We start from the raw sequence: 19,358 nt of genomic DNA, 5'->3' as shown, positions 1-19,358 counted from the left end.
ATCCATAAAGGAGGAAAAACGATGAGCCGAATGTCCAAGCAAGAAAAAAGCTGGGTGTTTTATGATTGGGCCAACTCCGCCTACTCCATCCTCATCACAACAGCAGTGTTCCCGTTATATTTCAAGGCTGCTGCAAAAGGAGCCGGAATTGCGGCTGCAACCTCGACTGCTTATTGGGGATATGCCAATTCGATTGCCACGCTATTAATTTCCATTTGTGCACCTGTTCTGGGCAGTATCGCCGATTTTAGAGGTTTTAAAAAGAAATTCTTCACCTTTTTCTTTGCCCTTGGTATTATTTTCACCTTTATGCTCGCGGTTGTTCCAAGCCAACAATGGCTGATTCTCTTAATCTGCTATATGCTAACGGTCATTGGATTTGGCGGTACGAACATCTTCTATGATGCTTTTCTTGTTGATGTGACGACAGAAGAGAGGATGAATAATATTTCCTCCAAAGGCTTTGCACTGGGCTACATTGGCAGCACAATCCCATTCATCATCGGAATTGCCTTGATTGTCTTATCTCAGCAAAACATATTGCCATTATCAGTAACAGTTGCTAGTCAAATCTCCTTTGCCATTACGGCGTTGTGGTGGGGCCTATTTACGATCCCCATGTTAAAAAATGTAAAGCAAATCTATTATAAAGAACGTGTTCCAAACCCGATTTCCAATGGATTTAAACAGTTGTTTGATACGTTCAAAAAAATCAAATTGTATCGTCCTTTATTTCTATTTTTAATTGCTTATTTCTTTTATATTGATGGGGTTAATACGATAATCACGATGTCAACCGCCTATGGGTCAGATTTGGGAATCGATTCTACGAATTTGTTAATCATCTTATTTGCCACTCAGGTTGTCGCCGCCCCGTTTGCTATTCTTTATGGACGGCTTGCCGATAAATTTAAAGGCAAAACAATGCTGCTGGTCGGAATTTTTGTCTATGTTATTATCTGTACTTATGCTTACTTTTTAAAAACTGTCTTGGATTTTTGGATTCTGGCCATGTTGGTGGCATCCTCGCAGGGGGGGATTCAGGCGTTAAGCCGATCCTATTTTGCTAAACTGGTTCCGAAAGAAAGTGCCAACGAGTTTTTCGGTTTTTATAGTATCTTTTATAAATTCGCGGCGATTTTAGGACCATTTTTAGTCGGAGTAACCGCACAAATGACTGGCAATACTAACAGCGGTGTTTTCAGCCTTATCGTTCTGTTCATTATTGGCGGTGCTATTTTGCTGCTTGTTCCCGAAGGTTCAAAGATTCCAACATCCCATTCCATTTCAAAATGAAAAAAAGACTCCTATTCTACTTTAGAACAGGAGTCTTTTTTTTATTCTACATCGTAGCCTTGATCATCAATCGTTTCTTTGATTGTAGCAAGGGATACAGCATTAGAGTCAAACTCTACGTCCACTAAGCCTTTTTCCAATTTCACTTCTACTTTTTTAACGCCTGCAAGTTTTCCGACACTGCCTTCTACGGCTTTTACACAATGACCGCAAGACATACCTTTTACCGTTAATGTAACGTTTTCCATTATGAACATTCCTCTACTTTCTCATTAATTTTTCAATCGTGACAAGAACCTCATCAAGAACTTCGAGATCCCCTTCTTGAATCCGTTCAATCACACAGCTTTTCATATGGCCTTCAAGCAAGATTTTTGCGACGCTATTAAGAGCAGATTGTGTCGCTGAAATTTGGTGAATCACTTCATCGCAATATGTGTCTTTTTCAATTAGCCCTTTAATCCCGCGAATTTGGCCTTCAATGCGATTCAATCTGGTAATTAAGTTACTTTTCACTTTATCTGAATGGTGACTTTTCCGTTCACCATTTTCATGGTCGCAACAAGCTTCACCGCTTACTTGATCATCCTTCTCCAATCCTGTAGACATATGATCCGGCCTCCTTTTTTCCCATTATATCATACCCCCGTACGGTAATACATGACGAAACTGTGCACGTTGGTCATTTCACTTTGATAACGAATGGGAATACCCTTACCTTCCCTTCTTGTTTAAATTCAGCCCAAATTTTATAGATTCCTGGTTTTGCAAATTCTGTCTCAAAAATAGGCTCCTGCTCATTATGCGGATGTACGTGCAAGTATTGATTTGCCGCTTCGTCAAGAATCACTACGTGACCAGCTGCACCTAAATAGGGTTCAAGTGTAGATTGATCCAAATTGAATTTGAGGGTGACTGGTTTCCCTGCCTCCTGGGCACTCAAGACCATTTCAACATTTTTTCCATCAATCGTTTTCGTGAAGATTTCCTCTGCTTGCAACTGAGCATGACTGTGACTTTCCTGTTGTTTCCCTACTGTAAAGGAGATCGGAGTAACATGGTAACTTAAGTTCTCCGGCTTAATATCAACAAATGCTTTATACGAACCATCTTTAAAGCTATGAGAAATCTCAAACTTGCCTTTTTCCACTTTTTTAGGGTGCAAATGATAATATTGATCAAGATGGTCATCAACGACAATTAAATGCAGTAGTTTTTCATGATTGACCTTTAATTGGTCAACAGCTTTACCGTCTTTATCTGTTATTTGAATGATGATCTTCCCTTTGTCATAGACAAAATTGGTTTTTACTTCACTTGTTGTTTCATCACCTCCTTCATGCTCGTGCTCATTAGTGGCATCATGTTTGGCGTCAGACATCTTATGTGAGCTTGCTTCACTATCTTTTTTAAAGAATTGGTCATAAGCTGTAAACCCCCCCATTAACACCAGTACATATACAATGGCTGCAATTGCCCATTTCTTCATCATTTCCCAACCCCTTTTGGTTACTATTGATCCAGTTTTACTCTTTGGAGCCTTAGTGCATTTAGTACAACCGATACGGAGCTAAATGCCATGGCTGCACCGGCCAGCCAAGGTGCTAGTAATCCGATTGCGGCAATCGGAATTCCCAGTGTATTATAGCCAAATGCCCAAAATAGATTTTGTTTAATGTTTTGAATGGTTTTCTTGCTCATGTAAATCGCATCAGCAATACTGTTCAAATCCCCGCGCATTAAGGTAATATCAGCGGCTTCCATGGCAACATCAGTCCCAGTGCCAATCGCCATGCCAATATCGGCAATCGCTAGGGCCGGTGCATCATTGATGCCATCGCCCACCATGGCCACTCGTTTTCCTAGCGCCTGCAGCTTTTTCACCTCAGCTGCCTTTCCTTCTGGTAGTACCTCAGCAATAACAGCGTTAACTCCGACTTCTTTTGCAATTGCGTTGGCGGTTAGCCCATTATCACCTGTCATCATGATCACTTCAAGGCCCATGTCTTTTAATTTTTTGATGGCTGCTTTTGACGTTTCTTTTACTGTATCGGCAACAGCAACGATTCCTGCCATTTTCCCATCGATTGCAACTAACATGGCTGTTTTTCCGCTCTCTTCAAGAGTGACCATTTTTTCAGCAGCCGTTTCAAATTCAATGTCATATTTTTTCATTAATTTTCTGGTACCAACAAGAATCTCATGGTTATTAACTATCGCTCTTATCCCATACCCCGGTATGGCTTCAAACTCGGCGACATCCACTAAATCGATGCCGTTCTCGGTGATTTTACTGACAATGGCTTCTGCTAACGGATGCTCTGATTGCTTCTCTGCAGATCCAACTAATTGTAAAAACTCAACCTCCGAAAAGTCATTTTCCACGAAAATATCCGTTAACTGTGGTTTTCCGTTTGTCACGGTACCGGTTTTATCTAAAACTACAGTGTTAATGCGGTGAGTCATTTCTAAATGCTCGCCACCTTTGAACAAGACGCCAAACTCAGCGGCCCGGCCTGAACCAGCCATGATCGATGTTGGTGTGGCAAGGCCCAAGGCACAAGGACAAGCAATCACAAGTACAGCAATCATCTTTTCCAATGCTTCGGCAAAGTTCCCCGGATCTACCCAGATAAACCAGATAAGAAATGTAGCAACAGCAATTCCGACAACGATTGGGACGAAGATTGCGGATATTTTATCTGCCAGTCGTTGAATAGGTGCCTTGGAACCTTGTGCCTCTTCTACGACTTTTATGATTTGTGCTAATGCGGTATCTTTTCCAACTTTAGTTGCTTTCATTTTTAGAAAGCCATTTTTATTAATAGTGGCGCCAATGACAGGATCGCCAACGGTTTTATCGACTGGGACACTTTCACCTGTAATCATGGATTCATCTAGGGCGGAACGACCTTCAATGATTTCACCGTCAACCGGGATTTTTTCACCTGGCTTAACATAAATGATGTCTCCCACCATCACTTCTTCTAATGGAATCTCCTGCTCGTTTCCATCCCTTAACACATTGGCGGTTCTCGCTTGAAGACCCATTAACTTCTTGATTGCTTCAGAAGACCGGCCTTTAGCTCGAGCCTCAAATAATTTTCCTAAAATGATTAGGGTAATCAGCACGGCACTAGTTTCAAAGTAAAGATCTGGCATATTCCCGCCTGACCCGAACGCTGCATCAATGGACAGGTACAGACTGTAAAAGTACGCAGCTGAAGTACCCAGTGAAACCAAAACGTCCATGTTGGCACTGCCGTTTTTCAAAGCTTTAAATGCGCCTACGTAAAACTGCTTTCCAATAATAAACTGAACTGGTGTGGCGAGTGAAAATTGGAACCAAGGATTCATGAACAGATCTGGCAAATATATAAAAGACGTGAATTCAAAGTGGCTAACCATCGCCCATAAAAGTGGGAAGGATAAAATCAGCGAAAATATAAACTTTCCCTTTTGCTTCTCCAGCTCCTTTTCGCGATGGCTAATGGCTGCCTCCTCTTGTTCCATTAACACATCATAACCAAGATCCTGTATCTTATGAATAACCTGATCAACATTCGTCGCTTCGGAATCAAATTTGACCGTAGCCTTCTCAAGCGCCAAATTCACATTGGCCTCCTCAACCCCGGTGATCTTATTTAACCCCTTTTCAATTCGCGTCGCACAAGCCGCACACGTCATCCCAACAATTGGTAGCTGTACTTCTTTTAACATATATAGTACCCCCTATTTAAACCGTTTCGGTCTTATCATTTATCTTATGCTTTTATACTATACCCCCCTACCCTATAATGTCAATAAAAAATAATCAATTTTTCCCCAATCCGAAAAAAAGGGCCTTTCAACCTGAATTTTACATGTCCGCTGGAGACACACAAATGTACACGGGTGGTGACAGGCACCAAAAAGTCACCAAATGAATTTACACAAAATACTTAACCAAAAAGCGCCCGTCACGTTTGTTGTGACGGGCGCTGGGTTTCTTAGGCGGTATTATTTTTCTGGTTTGTTGTTTTTTAGGATGTTATCAATGAATGGTGGCAGTTTTAGGTTTTCTGGCTGCAGGTCTAAGAATAGGTGTTCTTCTTCTTTTTCTTGTTCTGCTTGTTTTAGGATGGATATTTCTTTGTGAAGCCGTTCCATCTTTTGATCTAATTGATTGGCCATGACAGCTGCTTCTTTGAGTTCGGCGATCATATGGCTTGGGACTTCTTCGTTGTATTTGTAATAAATCTTATGTTCAAGGCTGGCCCAGAAATCCATAGCAATGGTGCGGATTTGTACCTCCACATAGGTTAAAACTTCCCGATCCGACATAAAGATTGGAATTTGTAAAATCAAATGTAGGCTTTGATAACCATTTGGCTTCGGATTTTGAATATAATCCTTATAGTCCACAACCTGAATATCCTTTTGATTCGCAAGCATCTTGCTCAGTTCATAGATATCTGAGATAAACGAACAAGTAATCCTAATCCCAGCGATATCCCTAATATGTTCTTTAATAGAGTCTAAGGAAAAATCATAGCCTTTACGATAGACCTTCTCAAAAATACTTTCAGGGGACTTTAATCTAGATTTTACATGTTCAATTGGGTTATAGTCATGAATAAAATTAAATTCCTCTTTTAATATATTAATTTTTGTATTCATTTCATCTAAAGCAAACTTATAGGACATCATAAATCTGGTCAGTTCCACTTTTAATGCCTTCAATTCTTTCAAGTCAATTCCTTGCTCCAAATTCAATTAACAACGTCCTCTCAATCATTATTTGTCTCAATAGAAGCGATTCTCTCCAAAGCTTCTGGTGGCATAACCATCCGACAAATCACTCTGGCCATTTCAAGATAATTCATCGAGATGCCCTGTTTGATTTCAGATTCTGTTGCATTTTCCACCAAAACCAGAATGGACCAGGCTACAGTTTCTAAGTCTAAATCTTTCCAGGTTAGCCCTTTTTCCCGGGCAACCTGCAATTTTAATAATATATTAGAAAATATTTTCCTTCTGGCCGTTTCTAATACCTCAGTTAACTCTATATCTTTAGGTAATAATTCAGGTAAGACCCGTTGAAGTCCCCATTCCTTCAAATGTTTCGCGTGACCTTCCAATAATGTTGCCAGCAAAGTAACAGGATCTTGCGTAGACCAACTTGGCTCAGGAGGAAGAAACCGTTCAATTTTATCTTCTAATAATGACATAAGAAGCTGTCGTTTATCCGAAAAATAACGGTAAAACGTTCCAGTCGCCACCCCTGCGTGAGCAGCTATTTCCTTTGCCGTCGTCTGCTCATATCCTTTGGTTACAAATAATACACGACCGCTCTCAATAAGGGCATTTCTCTTTTGTTGCGCTCGCTCCTGCTTGGGTACAAACGGAAAATCACCTACCAGCAAGTCCTCTTTCTCTGACATATTACCACCTCATGATTATGATAACACAAAAAAATAATTTGAACCATAGTTCATGTTTTTAATTGACATACCGTTTGAAACATGTAATACTTGAACTACGGTTCATGTTATATCAATTCCTGCTCAAACACCCCTTGGCTACAGAAATGATGATAACATGACCGATTTTATAAAAATTATTTTTCTAATTCACCATCGAAAAAGAAGGATATCATCTTTTTTTTTCGAATACTATATTATAACTTTTTAGCTTTTTATTTTTTAGGCTGTGTTAAAGAACAGTGTTGATTTTTTACACTCTGTTGATTGTAGCGGAAGGTGCGAAGACTCCTCGAAAATGCTAACGCATTTCCTTCGTGCGTGGGTGAATTCTAAGAAGAAAATCAATGTCCTGTGGGAGTACGGTTCTGGAGAGACCCCGCAGGCGCAAGCGCCGAGGAGGCTCGCCGAAACGCCCACGGAAAGCGAAGCACCTGGAGCGGAAATCAACTGACAAGTTTAACAGAGCCATTTTTTAATATATATTTCCAACTATTATTTGAAAGGTGTTGATTCATATGGCAAAAAAATCTGAATCCAAGAAAATCTCAGTTAATTCCACCATTTCACTTAAAGGGATTGTAAAAGCCATTTTTAACGATACCGTTCACGTTCAAATTGGCGGCAAAGTGATTTCGCTGCCGGTAGCAGATTTTTCTGCGGAGAATCCATCACAATAAGATATTCGAATTATAAAATGGTCCGACACAATTTGTGCCGGACCTTCTTTATTTTGATAACAAGGCTGTTTTTTCATAGCAGTCACAACTCACCAGATGATCATTTACCATACCGCATGCCTGCATAAACGCGTAACAAATAGTGGATCCAACAAACTTGAATCCTCGTTTCTTTAACGCTTTGCTCATTTGATCGCTAATATCTGTAGAGGCTGGAACGTCCTTTAACTCCATAAAATGATTCTGTATCGGCTTTCCATCCACAAATGACCAAATATACTTGCTAAACGAACCGAATTCTTCGACTATTTGTAAATAGGCTTTAGCATTCGTTATAACTGCATTAATTTTTAGCTTATTTCTTACGATTCCCTCATTATGTAAAAGCTCTTGTATTTTAGTCTCATCATATAAAACAATCTTCTCTGCCACAAAATCATCAAACGCTTTTCGATAGTTATCCCGTTTTTTTAAAATCGTATACCAGCTTAAACCAGCTTGTGCCCCCTCCAAGTTTAAAAACTCAAATAGCAGCCTATCATCATATACGGGAACACCCCACTCATGATCATGATAATCTATATATATTGGATCTTGATTGACCCAGCCGCATCGATTCATTACCCTACCTCCCCCTTTCACTACTCCTCATTATAGCTGTTTATTTTTTCCTAGTGCAAGCCCATATCCCCTAACATTTGGCCCGGCATAAACAATAGAAATGGTTTTAAGGAGCGGAGATAATCATATCCGTCCGATGATCTTTGAACGAACCAACTACCTTGCCTTAAAAATTGAGGAAGGTTATCGAGTCACTTCCTCCAACGTGTATAAACTCATGATAGGCTCCAAGCAACCCTTTACTTTCTTCTTAATGAATCAGAAAAAGGCAGAAAATCAGGAACAAATGATCAACTGCCAAAATGACAAAAAAACCGTTCAAGTCCGGAAACTCAAACGGTTTTTCTACTAGGGGCTTATACGCCTTTATTAAATACATCGGTTAATACTGGTACAATTTGCTTCTTACGGGAAACAACGCCCTTAAGAGTAGCGGTGTTATTAGAAAGCGTAACGTTGTAAGCTTTCTCTACTGCATCCGTCTTGCTTCCTAAAGCAAGACCTACAGAATCGTTTGTTAAAATGTCAGTAACAACAAAGAGGAATAGATCAAGATTTTTTTCAGTAATTTTTTGAGAAATGGCATTCTCTAATTCTGCTTGACGTGCTAGTACATCTTGTACGTCAACCACATTAACTTGAGCGATTTCCACTTTGCTGGAGCCCATTTCAAACCCTTTGGCATCAAGAGTTAAAAGGTCTTCGACTGATTTATCGCGTACGTCTGCACCAGCTTTTAACATTTCTAGACCATAGCTTTCAGCATCTACACCAGCGATTTCAGCTAATTCACGAGCTGCTGCTACGTCTTGGTCAGTGCAGGTTGGTGACTTGAACAATAAGGAATCAGAAATAATCGCAGAAAGCATAAGGCCAGCGATTTCCTTTTTTATTTCCTTGCCATGTTCTTTGTACATTTTATTTAAGATCGTTGCTGTACATCCAACCGGCTCACAGCGGTAATATAATGGATCGCTAGTCTCAAAATTGGCAATTCGGTGGTGGTCAATGACTTCCAACACTCGTACTTCCGATATATCATTGGCGCTTTGCTGACGTTCGTTGTGGTCTACTAAAATGACAGAGTTTACTTCATTGGCTACTGTATCCACCTGACGAGGGGCATCCACCTTAAAATAATTTAATGCATATTGTGTTTCACTATTTACCTGACCAAGGCGGACAGGCTCTACATCTTGACCAAGCTGTTGTTTTAAATCAGCGTAAACAAGCGCTGAACAAATTGAGTCTGTATCCGGGTTCTTATGACCGAAAATAAGTGCTTTTTCCATTTTTTTGCTCCTAACCTAAGTAAAGTATGTAAGAAACCCCTAATTTAGGGGTTCCATAAAAAGAATTATATATGATTTCAAGTAGAGTTTCAAAAAATATTATTTTCTAAGTTTAAGATGACTAGAAGAAACATTATTTAGAAATTGCTGTAATTCCTGATCAGACAATGGTTTACTAAACAAATAACCCTGCGCTTCATTACAGCTATGCTGTTTAAGTACCCCGAGCTGCTCACTTGTTTCTACTCCTTCAGCAATCACACTTAAGCCAAGATTGTGTGCCATTAACAGAATAGTCGTTGCAATATTTTCATCATCTTTGTTAGTAGCAATATCTCGAATAAAAGAGCGATCAATTTTTAAATAGTCAATCGGGAACTTTTTCAAATAACTAAGGGAACTATAGCCTGTTCCAAAGTCATCAATTGAGATCGTAAGCCCTAGATTTTTCAAATCATGCAAAATGCTGGTGGCCTTTTCAACATCCATTGTCATACTTTCCGTAATTTCAATCGTCAAGCATTTGGGGTCAATTCTGGTTTCCTTAATAATTTGCTGAATCATTGGAACAAGGTCCGTTTGATAAAATTGACGAAGAGAAATATTAACGGAAATAGATGGCATAGGTAAACCGCTTTCTTGCCATCGTTTTAATTGGTTGCACGCTTCTTTAAGAACCATTTCTCCAATTGGGATGATCATCCCTGTTTCTTCGGCTATTGGAATAAAGCGATCAGGCGGAACCTTTCCACGATGCGGATGATCCCAACGAATGAGCGCCTCAACACCTTTAATTTCATTTTTGGACAGATCCACGATTGGTTGATAATGGAGAATAAATTCATTCTTTTCAATCGCTTTCCGAAGTTCTGTTTCGATTTCCAAACGGTTAAAGTTCTTATCATCCAAACTTTCTGAGTAAAATTTAAAAGTATTTCTGCCCTCTTGCTTTGCATGATACATAGCGACATCCGCTTTTCGAATCAATTCATCCGCATTTTTGCCATCAGATGGGAATAAACTGATGCCAATACTAGGGGTGATAAACATTTCATTGCCTTCAATCGAAAAAGGTTTAGCAAATTCATCTAATATTCTTTGGGAAATCTGATTAATTTCAGACTTGGAAACATGATCTAACAATATGGTGAACTCATCACTGCCTTGTCTAGAGGGTATATCATTTTTTCTAATGCAGCTGGTAATTCGTTTCGCAACAGCTTTTAATAACAGATCACCAATTTTATACCCTAGCAATTCGTTGATTAGTTTAAATCGGTCCAAATCAAAATACATCAATCCAAGCAATTTTCCTTCAGAATTTTTAAATAAATTGATGGCAATATTGACTTTTTCATCAAACATTTTCTTGTTTGGCAAGCCGGTTAAGTCATCATGATAGGCCAAGTAATTTATTTTTTCTTGAATTAAATAGTGCTGAATGACCAAACTGGTTAGATGAATCGCCTTGCTGATGATTTGCTCCTCCGCTTCTGAAGGAGTAAATGCTTTTTGGTAATAAATTGCTAAAACCCCGATCACCTCATGCTGATTATTACAAACTGGCGTTGACCAACATGATTTAAGACCGTGTTTTAATGCATCATCCCGATAATCCCGCCAAAGCAGATCCGTGGCAATATCAGCCGTAATAATATTTCTATTATAGTATGCAGCTGTACCAGAGGAACCCACGGCTGGGCCAATAGGCATTACATTAATAATGTCTTTGTAACCTTGAGGTACATTTGGTGCTGATCTTAAGTGTAAGATTGGTTGGTGTTCATCCTTAAGAAGAATGGAAACCAAACCGCCATCAATATATTTTTCAACAAGAAAAACAATATTGTCTAAAATATCTGAAATGGGACGACCTTTGGCCACCATTTCGAGGATTTGATTTTGTTCAACTAATAAATTTTCTAAATCAGGTTTCCTTTGCCTGGGCTTGGCAATTCCAACGATTCCGTATACACGATTCCCATTATAAATAGGGTAAGCCGTTAAGGATAGGTGCAAAGGGTTCCCTTGTTTATCCTGAATAGTTACATTAAAATTTTCGCGATTGCCCTTTAATATCTGATTATAGGATTTAAAGGTATTTTCCAAATCATGATCATGGATTAACGAAACAAAAGACATTTGCAATGCTTCTTCTTGTGAATATCCTGTTAGTCTGGCCGCAGCATCATTTATTTGTATAAAATTACCTTCCAAATCCAAAGCAAAGCAGGCATCATGGTGACCATCAAAAAGTGACTTATAAATTTTGAAAAGTGAATTTGTTTCAAACGTTGTTTTCACAGACAACACCATTTCTTCCTAAAATTTTTTTGGATCCATTTTGATAGTTATACTCTTTTTTATTTTATCGGAAGAAATCAAAATAAGTTTAACTCTTTTATTGACCAAAAAAAATACACACTCATCAAGAAATCGAGTGTGTTCAACAAAAATATTATATAAATGAATCCAATGAAAACCCTTTATCTTCAAAGCTACGGCGTAACCGAAGAATAGCTTGCGAATGGATTTGAGAGATTCGCCCTTTTGTCACACCTAGAATCTCAGAAATTTCTACTTGGGAAAGCCCTTCATAATACAATAAAGAGACCACAAGCCTTTCTTTCTCAGGCATTTTATCAATACTTGCTGCAATCAGTTTCCGAAATTCTTCCTTCTGTAAATTACTTTCATGAGGTTTTATAGAATCGTCGCAGATTTGGTCCACTCTACTTTGTTGCTTCCCCTCATCTTCATTAGCATTAACAGGTTCATTCAAAGATAACATGGTTGATAAGGAAACGGCCGCCATCGTATGATCCACCTCTTCAAGAGAAATGTTTAAAAACTGACTCAATTCCTCCTCAGATGGTGATCTCATCAAAGTTTGTTCCAAATGACGGTAGGCGTTATTTAATGCTTTTGCTTTGTCCCTCAAACCGCGGGGGATCCAATCCATTTTCCGGATTCCATCCAACATAGCCCCCTTGATTCGCCAAAGTCCATAGGTTTCAAATTGATAGCCTTTTGAATAATCAAATTTTTGAATTGCTTCAATTAATCCAATGTATCCTAAGCCAACTAAGTCATCTTTAGGTATAATACGCTGTGGAATCGTCATACTTAATTTATTTGCCATCTGTTCTACCAAATGACCATATTGCTTAATGAGATTTTCCTGTAATAATGAATCACGAGTCTCCCGGTATTTTCTCCATAATGGATAATGGGGAATGGTTTCTTTAACAGCAGGTCTCAAATGTTATCCCTCCTGATTTTACTCTGTCCAACTACGAATAGTGTTTGCGATTTTCTCAGAGTCTTGCATTTCCCCACTTTGATGCAATGCAGTCAGTGGAATGCTTTGAAAGTCTGTTTCCTCTATTGAATCTTCTGAATTTGAACTCGGCTGTATATTGACTGGCTCGGATCTTTCTTCTGGACCCATTTTATTGGTTAGAGTACTATTATTCAAATGTTGTAACAGTGTTTGAAATAAAACCCCCATGACACAAAATAGCAGAAAGCCGATCACTGACCAGAATAAAGACATGACCCAAGTATTATTGGTATATGAAAAAAAATAGGTGATAACGCCAGCGATCAGTCCTAATGAGGCACTTATTTTCCACTTTATTGTCATCTTACAAACTTCCTTTATATCTATTTACGACGGGACCATATCTTTTCAAAAAATCCCCGTATTCCTTTTGAAGAAGAGGGGCCTGACCGAGTAAACTCAGGCAGATAAGAATAGATGATCTGTTTCATATTTTTGGCAGCGGTACTATTTGGATACATCACCAGAAACGGCTTTTGAGCTTTAACCGATTGGCGAACATGTAGATCTTCAAGCAAATAACCCAATGTCTGAATCTCCAGTTTTAATATGGTTTTACAGGCATGCTGGAAAGCTCTGGATGTCTCTACTGCCTCTTGATACGTTTGTGCACGATTGATGACCAGACGGAGCTTTGGCTGCTCTGTGGTATAGCTCATAACCGTTTTCAAAACCGTATATGCATCGGCAATCGATGTCGGCTCCGGCGTTGCCACCATAATGGTTTCATCTGATGCTAAAATAAAATCGACTAACTCTTTGGAAATTCCGGCACCTGTATCAAGTAAAATATAATCTGCGTAGGATTGAAGCTCATTTAATTGATTCCAGAAATAATCGAGCTTGCTTTGATCAAAGTTCATTAAATGCTGCAAATCAAAGCCGCCGTGTATAAACTCAATTCCTTCCGTCCCTTTCTCAATGACATCCCAAATCCTTATTTGATCATAAAGGACATTAGCCAACGAGTAGCGGGGCGAGATCCCCATCAGAATGTTAAGATTAGCGGTTGATAAATCGAGATCCAGGATCACGACCTTTTTTCCTTCTGCCTTTAACCCAAGTGCAAAGTTAAGAGAAAAATTAGATTTTCCAACTCCACCCTTCCCACTAGTAATCGTAATAACACGTGATGAAGGATGGTGTTGGTATTGGGTTTTCTGTAGGGGATCCTGCAGTTGTCGTGGACGCTCGGCCTGGAGACGATTCATCTTTTCTCGAAGACTTTGTGCCTGATCCATTTTAATTTTCCTCTCCGACCAAATTCTTCGCTAGACTTTCTGCATCAACAGTAATAATATCCTCTGGTACACTTTGTCCCGTGGTGATATAAGCTAATTGGTACGAATACTGATAGGCTATATTTAAAACGGTGCCGTAGCTTGAGGTTTCGTCCGCTTTCGTAAATATTAATTTTTGAACCGGACTCTTTGAAAATTCATCAAGTAATACACGCAAATCCTCATATTTGGTTGTTAAGCTGATGGCCAGATAATTGTCACTTTCAGGCGGATGAAATAAAAACTCTTTGATGGATTCTCTGTTTTTTTCTTCCTTATAATTTCGTCCAGTTGTATCCATATAAATGAGATCGTAGTTCTTCAGCTTGTCCAAGGTACTCGCTAATTCATCCCCGGAACGAACAACTTCAATTGGAACATTTAAAATGCCTGCATACGTTTTTAATTGTTCAACCGCTCCAATTCGATAAACATCCGTTGTAATCATGGCCACTTTCCGTTTTTGCTTTAACACCTGCTCAGTCGCCAGTTTAGCTATGGAGGTTGTTTTGCCGACTCCCGTTGGGCCAATCACATTAATAATCCGTGTCTGATCGGAAATCGCAAACGTTTTCGGAACACGTTTGATAATTAGATCTATTATGATAGTAAGAATTTCAGTTTTAATGGTAGCTTCTGTTAATTCGTTTAAGGAATCATATTTTTTCATAATGGTTGAAACAATGTGTTCCACTACAGTTTCTTCAACACCTTGTTTTTTCAAATGCTCTACAATCTTTGATAGAGCAGCTGGTCGAACGTTTCCTTGATTTTCTCCCATCATGAAAGTCATCATCATTTTCCTTAGGCTGGTCAATTCATCCAACATCGTCGTATCATGTTTAGTTGATTCGACGGCGGGAGTTGGAGGAATGATGGCTTCAGGCTTTGAAGGTTGCTGAGAGTAAAACTGATATAAATTTTGCGGTTTTTTATGGAAACCCGAATTTAAAGGTTCTTGCTCCTCCCGATTGACCTCAACAGGATCCTTCTTTGGTGGTTCCGTTTTTGGCAGAACCTCTTTTTCTTCACTTTGGTTTTTATCAATTGAATACGCTGTTACCTCATATTTTTGTTTAGTAAACAGGCCTAACAAACCACCGGATTTGATCACCCTAGTATTGACGATGATAGCATTTTCCCCTAGTTCTTGCCTTACCTTTTTTAAGGCAAGGGGCATCGTGTCGGCTATTATTTTTCTTGTTTTCATATATTAACCACTCCAATACTTTGGATCTCAACATCCGGCTCAAGCTCTGTATATGCCAAGACAGGCACGGTAGGCATGATTTTATCGACAAATTGTTTTAAATACATCCGAATGTTTGGACTTGTGAGGAAAATAGGCTGACCGCCAGCTTGAATGACCCGGCTGATTTCATGCTGTAATTCTTCGCCGATTCTTCTCGACAGGTTTGGATCCATTGATAAATAGTAAACTCCTGCTTCTGATTGCTGAATGGAATCTGAGATACCTTTTTCCAATGTTGCCCCAGCCGTCAAAACTTGAATAACACCTTGCTCGGCAAATTGCTCTGTGATTTGGCGCGTTAAGGATTGGCGAACATACTCTGTAAGCACCCGTGGCTCTTTCGTATATTGTGAGTAATCAGCCAATGTTTCAAAAACCGTCGGTAAATTACGGATAGAGATCTGTTCACGAAGCAGACTCTGCAATACCTTTTGAATATCGCCAACTGACAGTAAATTTGGTACAAGCTCTTCCACAAGATTAGGATGTGTTTCTTTGATATTTTCAATGAGCTCTTTTGTTTCTTCTCTTCCTAATAACTCAAATGCATAACGTTTTAATACTTCTGTCAAATGGGTAGCAATAACAGATGGTGGATCAACAATCATGTACCCCATGAGTTCAGCTTTTTGTTTCTCCTCTATATTAACCCAAATGGCCGGTAAACCAAAGGCAGGTTCAATAACCTGAATACCATTAATGCCGGTAGCATCTGCTCCTTGAGTCATGGCTAAGAAGTGATCGAGATACACTTCACCGGAAGCAATTTTTGATCCGCGGAATTTCAGAACATACTCATTTGGCGGTAACTGGAGATTATCGCGAATCCGAATGGTTGGAATAACTAACCCCAGTTCAATCGCAAATTGCCTTCGAATCATCACAATCCGATCGAGAATATCCCCGCCTTGTTTTTGATCCGCTAATGGAATAAGCCCATAACCGATTTCTAACTCTAAAGTATCGAGTTGAAGCAGGTTGATGACTTTTTCTGGACTCCGAACATCTTCCTCCGCCTCTTCCATTTCTGCTTGTTCATGTTGCTGCTGTTCCTTATCCATGGATTTTTTCATGGAATAGGCCCCGTAGGCCAATAATCCTGACACTGGAATGGTTAATACCAATCCAATTGGCGTGAATAATCCAAACAGAAAAATCGTTCCTGCAACAATGTACAGCAGCTTTGGATAATTAAAGATTTGTGTGACAATGTCCGTGCCCAGATTACCGTCAGAAGCGGCACGGGTTACCGTAATACCGGTAGCAGTTGAAATCAGTAAGGCTGGCACCTGACTGACAAGACCATCACCTACAGATAACAGGGTAAAGGTGCTTGCCGCTTCAGTAAAACCCATTCCATGAATCACGATACCAATGATAAATCCACCGATGACGTTAATTAACAGGATGATGATACCAGCAATGGCGTCCCCTTTAACAAATTTACTCGCACCATCCATGGCACCGTAGAAATCAGCTTCTTGTTCTACTTTTCTGCGTCGTTGCCGGGCGTCCTGTTCACTGATTAGTCCGGCATTCATATCAGCATCGATACTCATTTGTTTACCTGGCATCGCGTCCAACGTAAAGCGGGCAGCGACCTCTGCCACCCTTTCCGATCCCTTCGTGATGACAATGAACTGGATCACGACAAGAATCAAGAACACGACAAAACCAACAACTGGACTTCCCCCGATTACAAACGAACCAAACGTTTCAATAACATGACCACCATCTGCTTTTGATAAAATGGAACGCGTCGTTGAAACGTTCAGAGCTAGACGAAACAGCGTTGTAAGTAATAGAGCTGTAGGGAAAATGGAAAACTCCAATGGTTCTTTTGTATTCATTGCTACCAACAGGATCAGTAATGATATGGAGATGTTTATAATTAATAAAAAGTCCAGTAACATTGTTGGCAGTGGTATAATCATCATCGTAACAATTAATATTACGACAAGCAAAACCGATATGTCTTTTGCCTTCATCTCATCATCTCCTTATACCGACCTTCTTGGTAGTAAACATAAGCCAAAATTTCTCCAACTGCATTGAACAATTCTTCCGGAATCGAATCTCCCACTTCAACTGCAGCAAACAGCGCTCTTGCAAGCGGTCGATTTTCTACTGTCATCACTTTATGTTCTTTTGCAATTTCTTTCATTTTTAACGCCACATAATCTTGACCTTTTGCGATCACTTGAGGCGCATCCATTGTTGCGATATCATAGCGGATCGCAATAGCAAAGTGGGTAGGGTTTGTAATCAACACGTCTGCCTTTGGTACTTCCTGCATCATACGATTCATCGACATCTGTCTCTGCTTTGCCCTACGTTGCCCTTTGATATGCGGATCCCCTTCCGTTTTCTTATATTCATCTTTAATATCCTGTTTAGACATCCGTATCTTTTTTTCAAAGGAAAGTTTTTGATATAGATAATCTGCGGCTGCAATAGCAGCCAAACTTCCAGCACCAGTTAGTCCAATTTCAATAACCAAAGATCCTATTAATCTAGCAAAATCATAAATGCTTTTTTGGCCAACGATTAATAATTGGTCCTTCTGCTTCCAAATTATCATAAATACCACACTAGAAATAATCGATATTTTTAGCATAGCCTTCAGAAGTTCCACTAGTGATCTCATCGAGAACATATTTTTTAATCCGGTTAGCGGATTCATTTTGCTAAAGTTAAATTTCAAGGATTCAAAATTAAACATAAAGCCAACCTGCATATAATTTCCTACAGCAGCGGCAACCATGGCAACAGCCAGGATGGGAGCGACTAACTTCACCGATTGCCATAATAACTGATTAAACATTAACGCAACACTTGAAATCGAAAGGTCCCAAAGCATATACTCATGAAAACTTTGGCGGTAAATATTTAAACAACCCTCTACCATGGTTTTCCCGAAAATTAACAGTACGCCGAATGAGAGGATTAAGATCATGGCTGAAGTAACCTCATTACTTTTTGCTACCTGACCTTTTTTCCTTGCTTCCCGTCGTTTATTGGGCGTTGCTTTTTCCGTTTTTTCACCAGAAAACAATTGCAAATCTAAACGAAGCAGCATGCCTAAGCCCCCATAATATTTAAAATTGATGACATGGAACTATACATGTTATCAAATAGAATTTTCAACAAGTAAAAAAAACTTGGTAAAAGAAAAATATACATCATAAAGTGTAACAACATTTTTAATGGCGGAGCTACAGTTAAAATATTCATTTGTGGCACTGTTCTCGAAATAATCCCGATGCCAATATCAACCACAAACATCGTTCCTAATATCGGGGCTGCCATCATGAAACCAATCATAAACATTTGAATGATACACTGTAAAATGAAAGTCGAGATTCTTCCATCCATCCAAGCTGGAACAGTAGCTTTAAGCGGCACCCAATCAAAACTGGCCAGAACTCCTTGAATCAATAAATGATGCCCGTTTGTTGTCAGTAAAAATAAAATCGCTAAAATATTTTTGAAGCTCCCGGTGAGCTGTGTACTTGTTTGAAACGTGGGATCAAATAAACTGGCCATTGAGAATCCAATTTGCAAATCCAAAAGTGACCCTGCAAATCGAACAGCTGAAAACATGATCGTGGCAATCATCCCCAATACAATCCCAACGAGTACTTCCTTTAAGATTAGAATAAATAGCAGCGATTGGGGGGGATCTACGATCGGCTCCTTTACTAAGCCGGCACATAAAATACTAAGAACAGCGCTCAAACCAATCTTAAATGGCGTCGGAATTTGCCGCCCTGAAAAAATCGGAGCTGAAACCATAAATGATGTAACCCTTACAAAGATGAGTAAAAAGCTCCATAAAAGTGAACCATCCATTTGCATCACCTACCCGATATAGTTGGAAAGGTTACCTAAAAGGTGTTGGGTAAATTCCACCACGTGACGCAACATCCATGAACCGAAAAATAATATGGCCAAAAACACTGCTACAATTTTTGGTACAAATGCTAAGGTTTGTTCTTGAATCTGAGTGGCCGCTTGGAAAATACTAATGATTAATCCGACAACAAGTGCCACACCTACAACAGGAGCAATCACGATTAAAACCGTATAAATAGATTCTTGAGCAATTTTCAAAACTGTTTCTGTGGTCATG

Annotated in this window: 19 protein-coding genes; 2 read left to right on the top strand and 17 right to left on the bottom strand. The window is 39.4% G+C overall.

The genetic code is table 11. The features are described 5' to 3' along the window. Positions 1-21 precede the first annotated feature (21 nt). Positions 22-1,296, top strand: coding sequence for an MFS transporter (locus ACI3K6_RS02895; protein WP_435553618.1), 1,275 nt, complete (start codon positions 22-24; stop codon positions 1,294-1,296). 41 nt (positions 1,297-1,337) lie between these two features. On the opposite strand, the gene copZ is transcribed toward ACI3K6_RS02895, so the two are convergent. The 6 genes from copZ to ACI3K6_RS02865 all read right to left on the bottom strand — a co-directional run bounded on the left by copZ (position 1,338) and on the right by ACI3K6_RS02865 (position 6,719). Beyond that, positions 1,338-1,544: a copper chaperone CopZ gene (copZ, locus tag ACI3K6_RS02890; protein WP_335476072.1), complete on the bottom strand. Its 207-nt coding sequence runs from the start codon at positions 1,542-1,544 to the stop codon at positions 1,338-1,340. Between the two features lie 13 nt (positions 1,545-1,557). Beyond that, the gene (locus ACI3K6_RS02885) at positions 1,558-1,905 is read right to left on the bottom strand and encodes a metal-sensitive transcriptional regulator (RefSeq protein ID WP_335476074.1); all 348 of its coding nucleotides are present in this window, start codon (positions 1,903-1,905) and stop codon (positions 1,558-1,560) included. Positions 1,906-1,978: 73 nt separating this feature from the next. After that, positions 1,979-2,788, bottom strand: coding sequence for a hypothetical protein (locus tag ACI3K6_RS02880; RefSeq protein ID WP_435553617.1), 810 nt, complete (start codon positions 2,786-2,788; stop codon positions 1,979-1,981). Positions 2,789-2,808: 20 nt separating this feature from the next. Then, entirely contained in the window at positions 2,809-5,016 is a 2,208-nt protein-coding gene (locus ACI3K6_RS02875) for a heavy metal translocating P-type ATPase (RefSeq protein WP_435553616.1), read from the bottom strand. A 279-nt stretch (positions 5,017-5,295) separates the two neighbouring features. Next, the gene (locus ACI3K6_RS02870; RefSeq protein ID WP_335476187.1) at positions 5,296-5,985 is read right to left on the bottom strand and encodes a GTP pyrophosphokinase; all 690 of its coding nucleotides are present in this window, start codon (positions 5,983-5,985) and stop codon (positions 5,296-5,298) included. Between the two features lie 80 nt (positions 5,986-6,065). After that, a complete protein-coding gene (locus tag ACI3K6_RS02865; protein WP_335476080.1) occupies positions 6,066-6,719 on the bottom strand; it encodes a TetR/AcrR family transcriptional regulator in 654 nt (217 codons plus the stop codon). A 557-nt stretch (positions 6,720-7,276) separates the two neighbouring features. On the opposite strand from ACI3K6_RS02865, the gene ACI3K6_RS02860 reads away from it, so the two are divergent. Then, complete coding sequence (locus ACI3K6_RS02860; RefSeq protein ID WP_335476081.1) at positions 7,277-7,438, top strand: hypothetical protein; 162 nt, start codon at positions 7,277-7,279, stop codon at positions 7,436-7,438. Positions 7,439-7,486: 48 nt separating this feature from the next. On the opposite strand, the gene ACI3K6_RS02855 is transcribed toward ACI3K6_RS02860, so the two are convergent. The 11 genes from ACI3K6_RS02855 to fliQ all read right to left on the bottom strand — a co-directional run bounded on the left by ACI3K6_RS02855 (position 7,487) and on the right by fliQ (position 19,357). Next, positions 7,487-8,059 carry a DNA-3-methyladenine glycosylase I gene (locus ACI3K6_RS02855; RefSeq protein ID WP_435553615.1) on the bottom strand — a complete coding sequence of 191 codons (573 nt, stop codon included), beginning with the start codon at positions 8,057-8,059 and terminating at the stop codon, positions 7,487-7,489. 356 nt (positions 8,060-8,415) lie between these two features. Beyond that, positions 8,416-9,351, bottom strand: coding sequence for a manganese-dependent inorganic pyrophosphatase (locus tag ACI3K6_RS02850; RefSeq protein ID WP_435553614.1), 936 nt, complete (start codon positions 9,349-9,351; stop codon positions 8,416-8,418). A 99-nt stretch (positions 9,352-9,450) separates the two neighbouring features. Further along, complete coding sequence (locus tag ACI3K6_RS02845; RefSeq protein WP_435553860.1) at positions 9,451-11,655, bottom strand: sensor domain-containing protein; 2,205 nt, start codon at positions 11,653-11,655, stop codon at positions 9,451-9,453. Positions 11,656-11,809: 154 nt separating this feature from the next. Beyond that, positions 11,810-12,613 carry a sigma-70 family RNA polymerase sigma factor gene (locus ACI3K6_RS02840; RefSeq protein ID WP_335476089.1) on the bottom strand — a complete coding sequence of 268 codons (804 nt, stop codon included), beginning with the start codon at positions 12,611-12,613 and terminating at the stop codon, positions 11,810-11,812. 18 nt (positions 12,614-12,631) lie between these two features. Further along, a complete protein-coding gene (locus ACI3K6_RS02835; protein WP_335476091.1) occupies positions 12,632-12,997 on the bottom strand; it encodes a hypothetical protein in 366 nt (121 codons plus the stop codon). A gap of 20 nt (positions 12,998-13,017) precedes the next feature. After that, complete coding sequence (locus ACI3K6_RS02830; RefSeq protein ID WP_435553613.1) at positions 13,018-13,935, bottom strand: MinD/ParA family protein; 918 nt, start codon at positions 13,933-13,935, stop codon at positions 13,018-13,020. Between the two features lies 1 nt (position 13,936). Continuing rightward, positions 13,937-15,184, bottom strand: coding sequence for a flagellar biosynthesis protein FlhF (gene flhF / locus ACI3K6_RS02825; protein WP_435553612.1), 1,248 nt, complete (start codon positions 15,182-15,184; stop codon positions 13,937-13,939). After that, positions 15,181-17,214 carry a flagellar biosynthesis protein FlhA gene (gene flhA, locus ACI3K6_RS02820; protein WP_335476098.1) on the bottom strand — a complete coding sequence of 678 codons (2,034 nt, stop codon included), beginning with the start codon at positions 17,212-17,214 and terminating at the stop codon, positions 15,181-15,183. The genes flhF and flhA overlap by 4 nt, the downstream gene beginning before the upstream one ends. Then, positions 17,211-18,305 (bottom strand): flagellar biosynthesis protein FlhB, encoded by a 1,095-nt coding sequence (gene flhB / locus ACI3K6_RS02815; protein WP_435553611.1) that lies wholly within the window; start codon positions 18,303-18,305, stop codon positions 17,211-17,213. Before flhB ends, flhA begins: the two co-directional genes overlap by 4 nt. 2 nt (positions 18,306-18,307) lie before the next feature. Then, positions 18,308-19,078, bottom strand: a complete 771-nt coding sequence (gene fliR / locus ACI3K6_RS02810) for a flagellar biosynthetic protein FliR (RefSeq protein ID WP_435553610.1) — start codon at positions 19,076-19,078, stop codon at positions 18,308-18,310. Between the two features lie 9 nt (positions 19,079-19,087). Next, positions 19,088-19,357: a flagellar biosynthesis protein FliQ gene (gene fliQ, locus ACI3K6_RS02805; protein WP_435553609.1), complete on the bottom strand. Its 270-nt coding sequence runs from the start codon at positions 19,355-19,357 to the stop codon at positions 19,088-19,090. Position 19,358: the final 1 nt, after the last annotated feature.

The sequence above is a fragment of the Neobacillus solisequens genome (genome assembly GCF_051233465.1).
In the GTDB taxonomy this organism is placed as follows: Bacteria; Bacillota; Bacilli; order Bacillales; family Cytobacillaceae; genus Neobacillus.
The sequence above is the reverse complement of the archived record's forward strand: the minus strand, read 5'-3'. Positions and strand labels throughout refer to the sequence as shown.

Excerpts from the sequence above, each read along its gene's own strand:
- ACI3K6_RS02895 (WP_435553618.1), top strand. The coding sequence starts at position 22 with ATGAGCCGAATGTCCAAGCAAGAAAAAAGCTGGGTGTTTTATGATTGG.
- copZ (WP_335476072.1), bottom strand. The coding sequence starts at position 1,544 with ATGGAAAACGTTACATTAACGGTAAAAGGTATGTCTTGCGGTCATTGT.
- ACI3K6_RS02885 (WP_335476074.1), bottom strand. The coding sequence starts at position 1,905 with ATGTCTACAGGATTGGAGAAGGATGATCAAGTAAGCGGTGAAGCTTGT.
- ACI3K6_RS02880 (WP_435553617.1), bottom strand. The coding sequence starts at position 2,788 with ATGATGAAGAAATGGGCAATTGCAGCCATTGTATATGTACTGGTGTTA.
- ACI3K6_RS02875 (WP_435553616.1), bottom strand. The coding sequence starts at position 5,016 with ATGTTAAAAGAAGTACAGCTACCAATTGTTGGGATGACGTGTGCGGCT.
- ACI3K6_RS02870 (WP_335476187.1), bottom strand. The coding sequence starts at position 5,985 with ATGATGTCCTATAAGTTTGCTTTAGATGAAATGAATACAAAAATTAAT.
- ACI3K6_RS02865 (WP_335476080.1), bottom strand. The coding sequence starts at position 6,719 with ATGTCAGAGAAAGAGGACTTGCTGGTAGGTGATTTTCCGTTTGTACCC.
- ACI3K6_RS02860 (WP_335476081.1), top strand. The coding sequence starts at position 7,277 with ATGGCAAAAAAATCTGAATCCAAGAAAATCTCAGTTAATTCCACCATT.
- ACI3K6_RS02855 (WP_435553615.1), bottom strand. The coding sequence starts at position 8,059 with ATGAATCGATGCGGCTGGGTCAATCAAGATCCAATATATATAGATTAT.
- ACI3K6_RS02850 (WP_435553614.1), bottom strand. The coding sequence starts at position 9,351 with ATGGAAAAAGCACTTATTTTCGGTCATAAGAACCCGGATACAGACTCA.
- ACI3K6_RS02835 (WP_335476091.1), bottom strand. The coding sequence starts at position 12,997 with ATGACAATAAAGTGGAAAATAAGTGCCTCATTAGGACTGATCGCTGGC.
- ACI3K6_RS02830 (WP_435553613.1), bottom strand. The coding sequence starts at position 13,935 with ATGGATCAGGCACAAAGTCTTCGAGAAAAGATGAATCGTCTCCAGGCC.
- flhF (WP_435553612.1), bottom strand. The coding sequence starts at position 15,184 with ATGAAAACAAGAAAAATAATAGCCGACACGATGCCCCTTGCCTTAAAA.
- flhA (WP_335476098.1), bottom strand. The coding sequence starts at position 17,214 with ATGAAGGCAAAAGACATATCGGTTTTGCTTGTCGTAATATTAATTGTT.
- flhB (WP_435553611.1), bottom strand. The coding sequence starts at position 18,305 with ATGCTGCTTCGTTTAGATTTGCAATTGTTTTCTGGTGAAAAAACGGAA.
- fliR (WP_435553610.1), bottom strand. The coding sequence starts at position 19,078 with ATGGATGGTTCACTTTTATGGAGCTTTTTACTCATCTTTGTAAGGGTT.
- fliQ (WP_435553609.1), bottom strand. The coding sequence starts at position 19,357 with ATGACCACAGAAACAGTTTTGAAAATTGCTCAAGAATCTATTTATACG.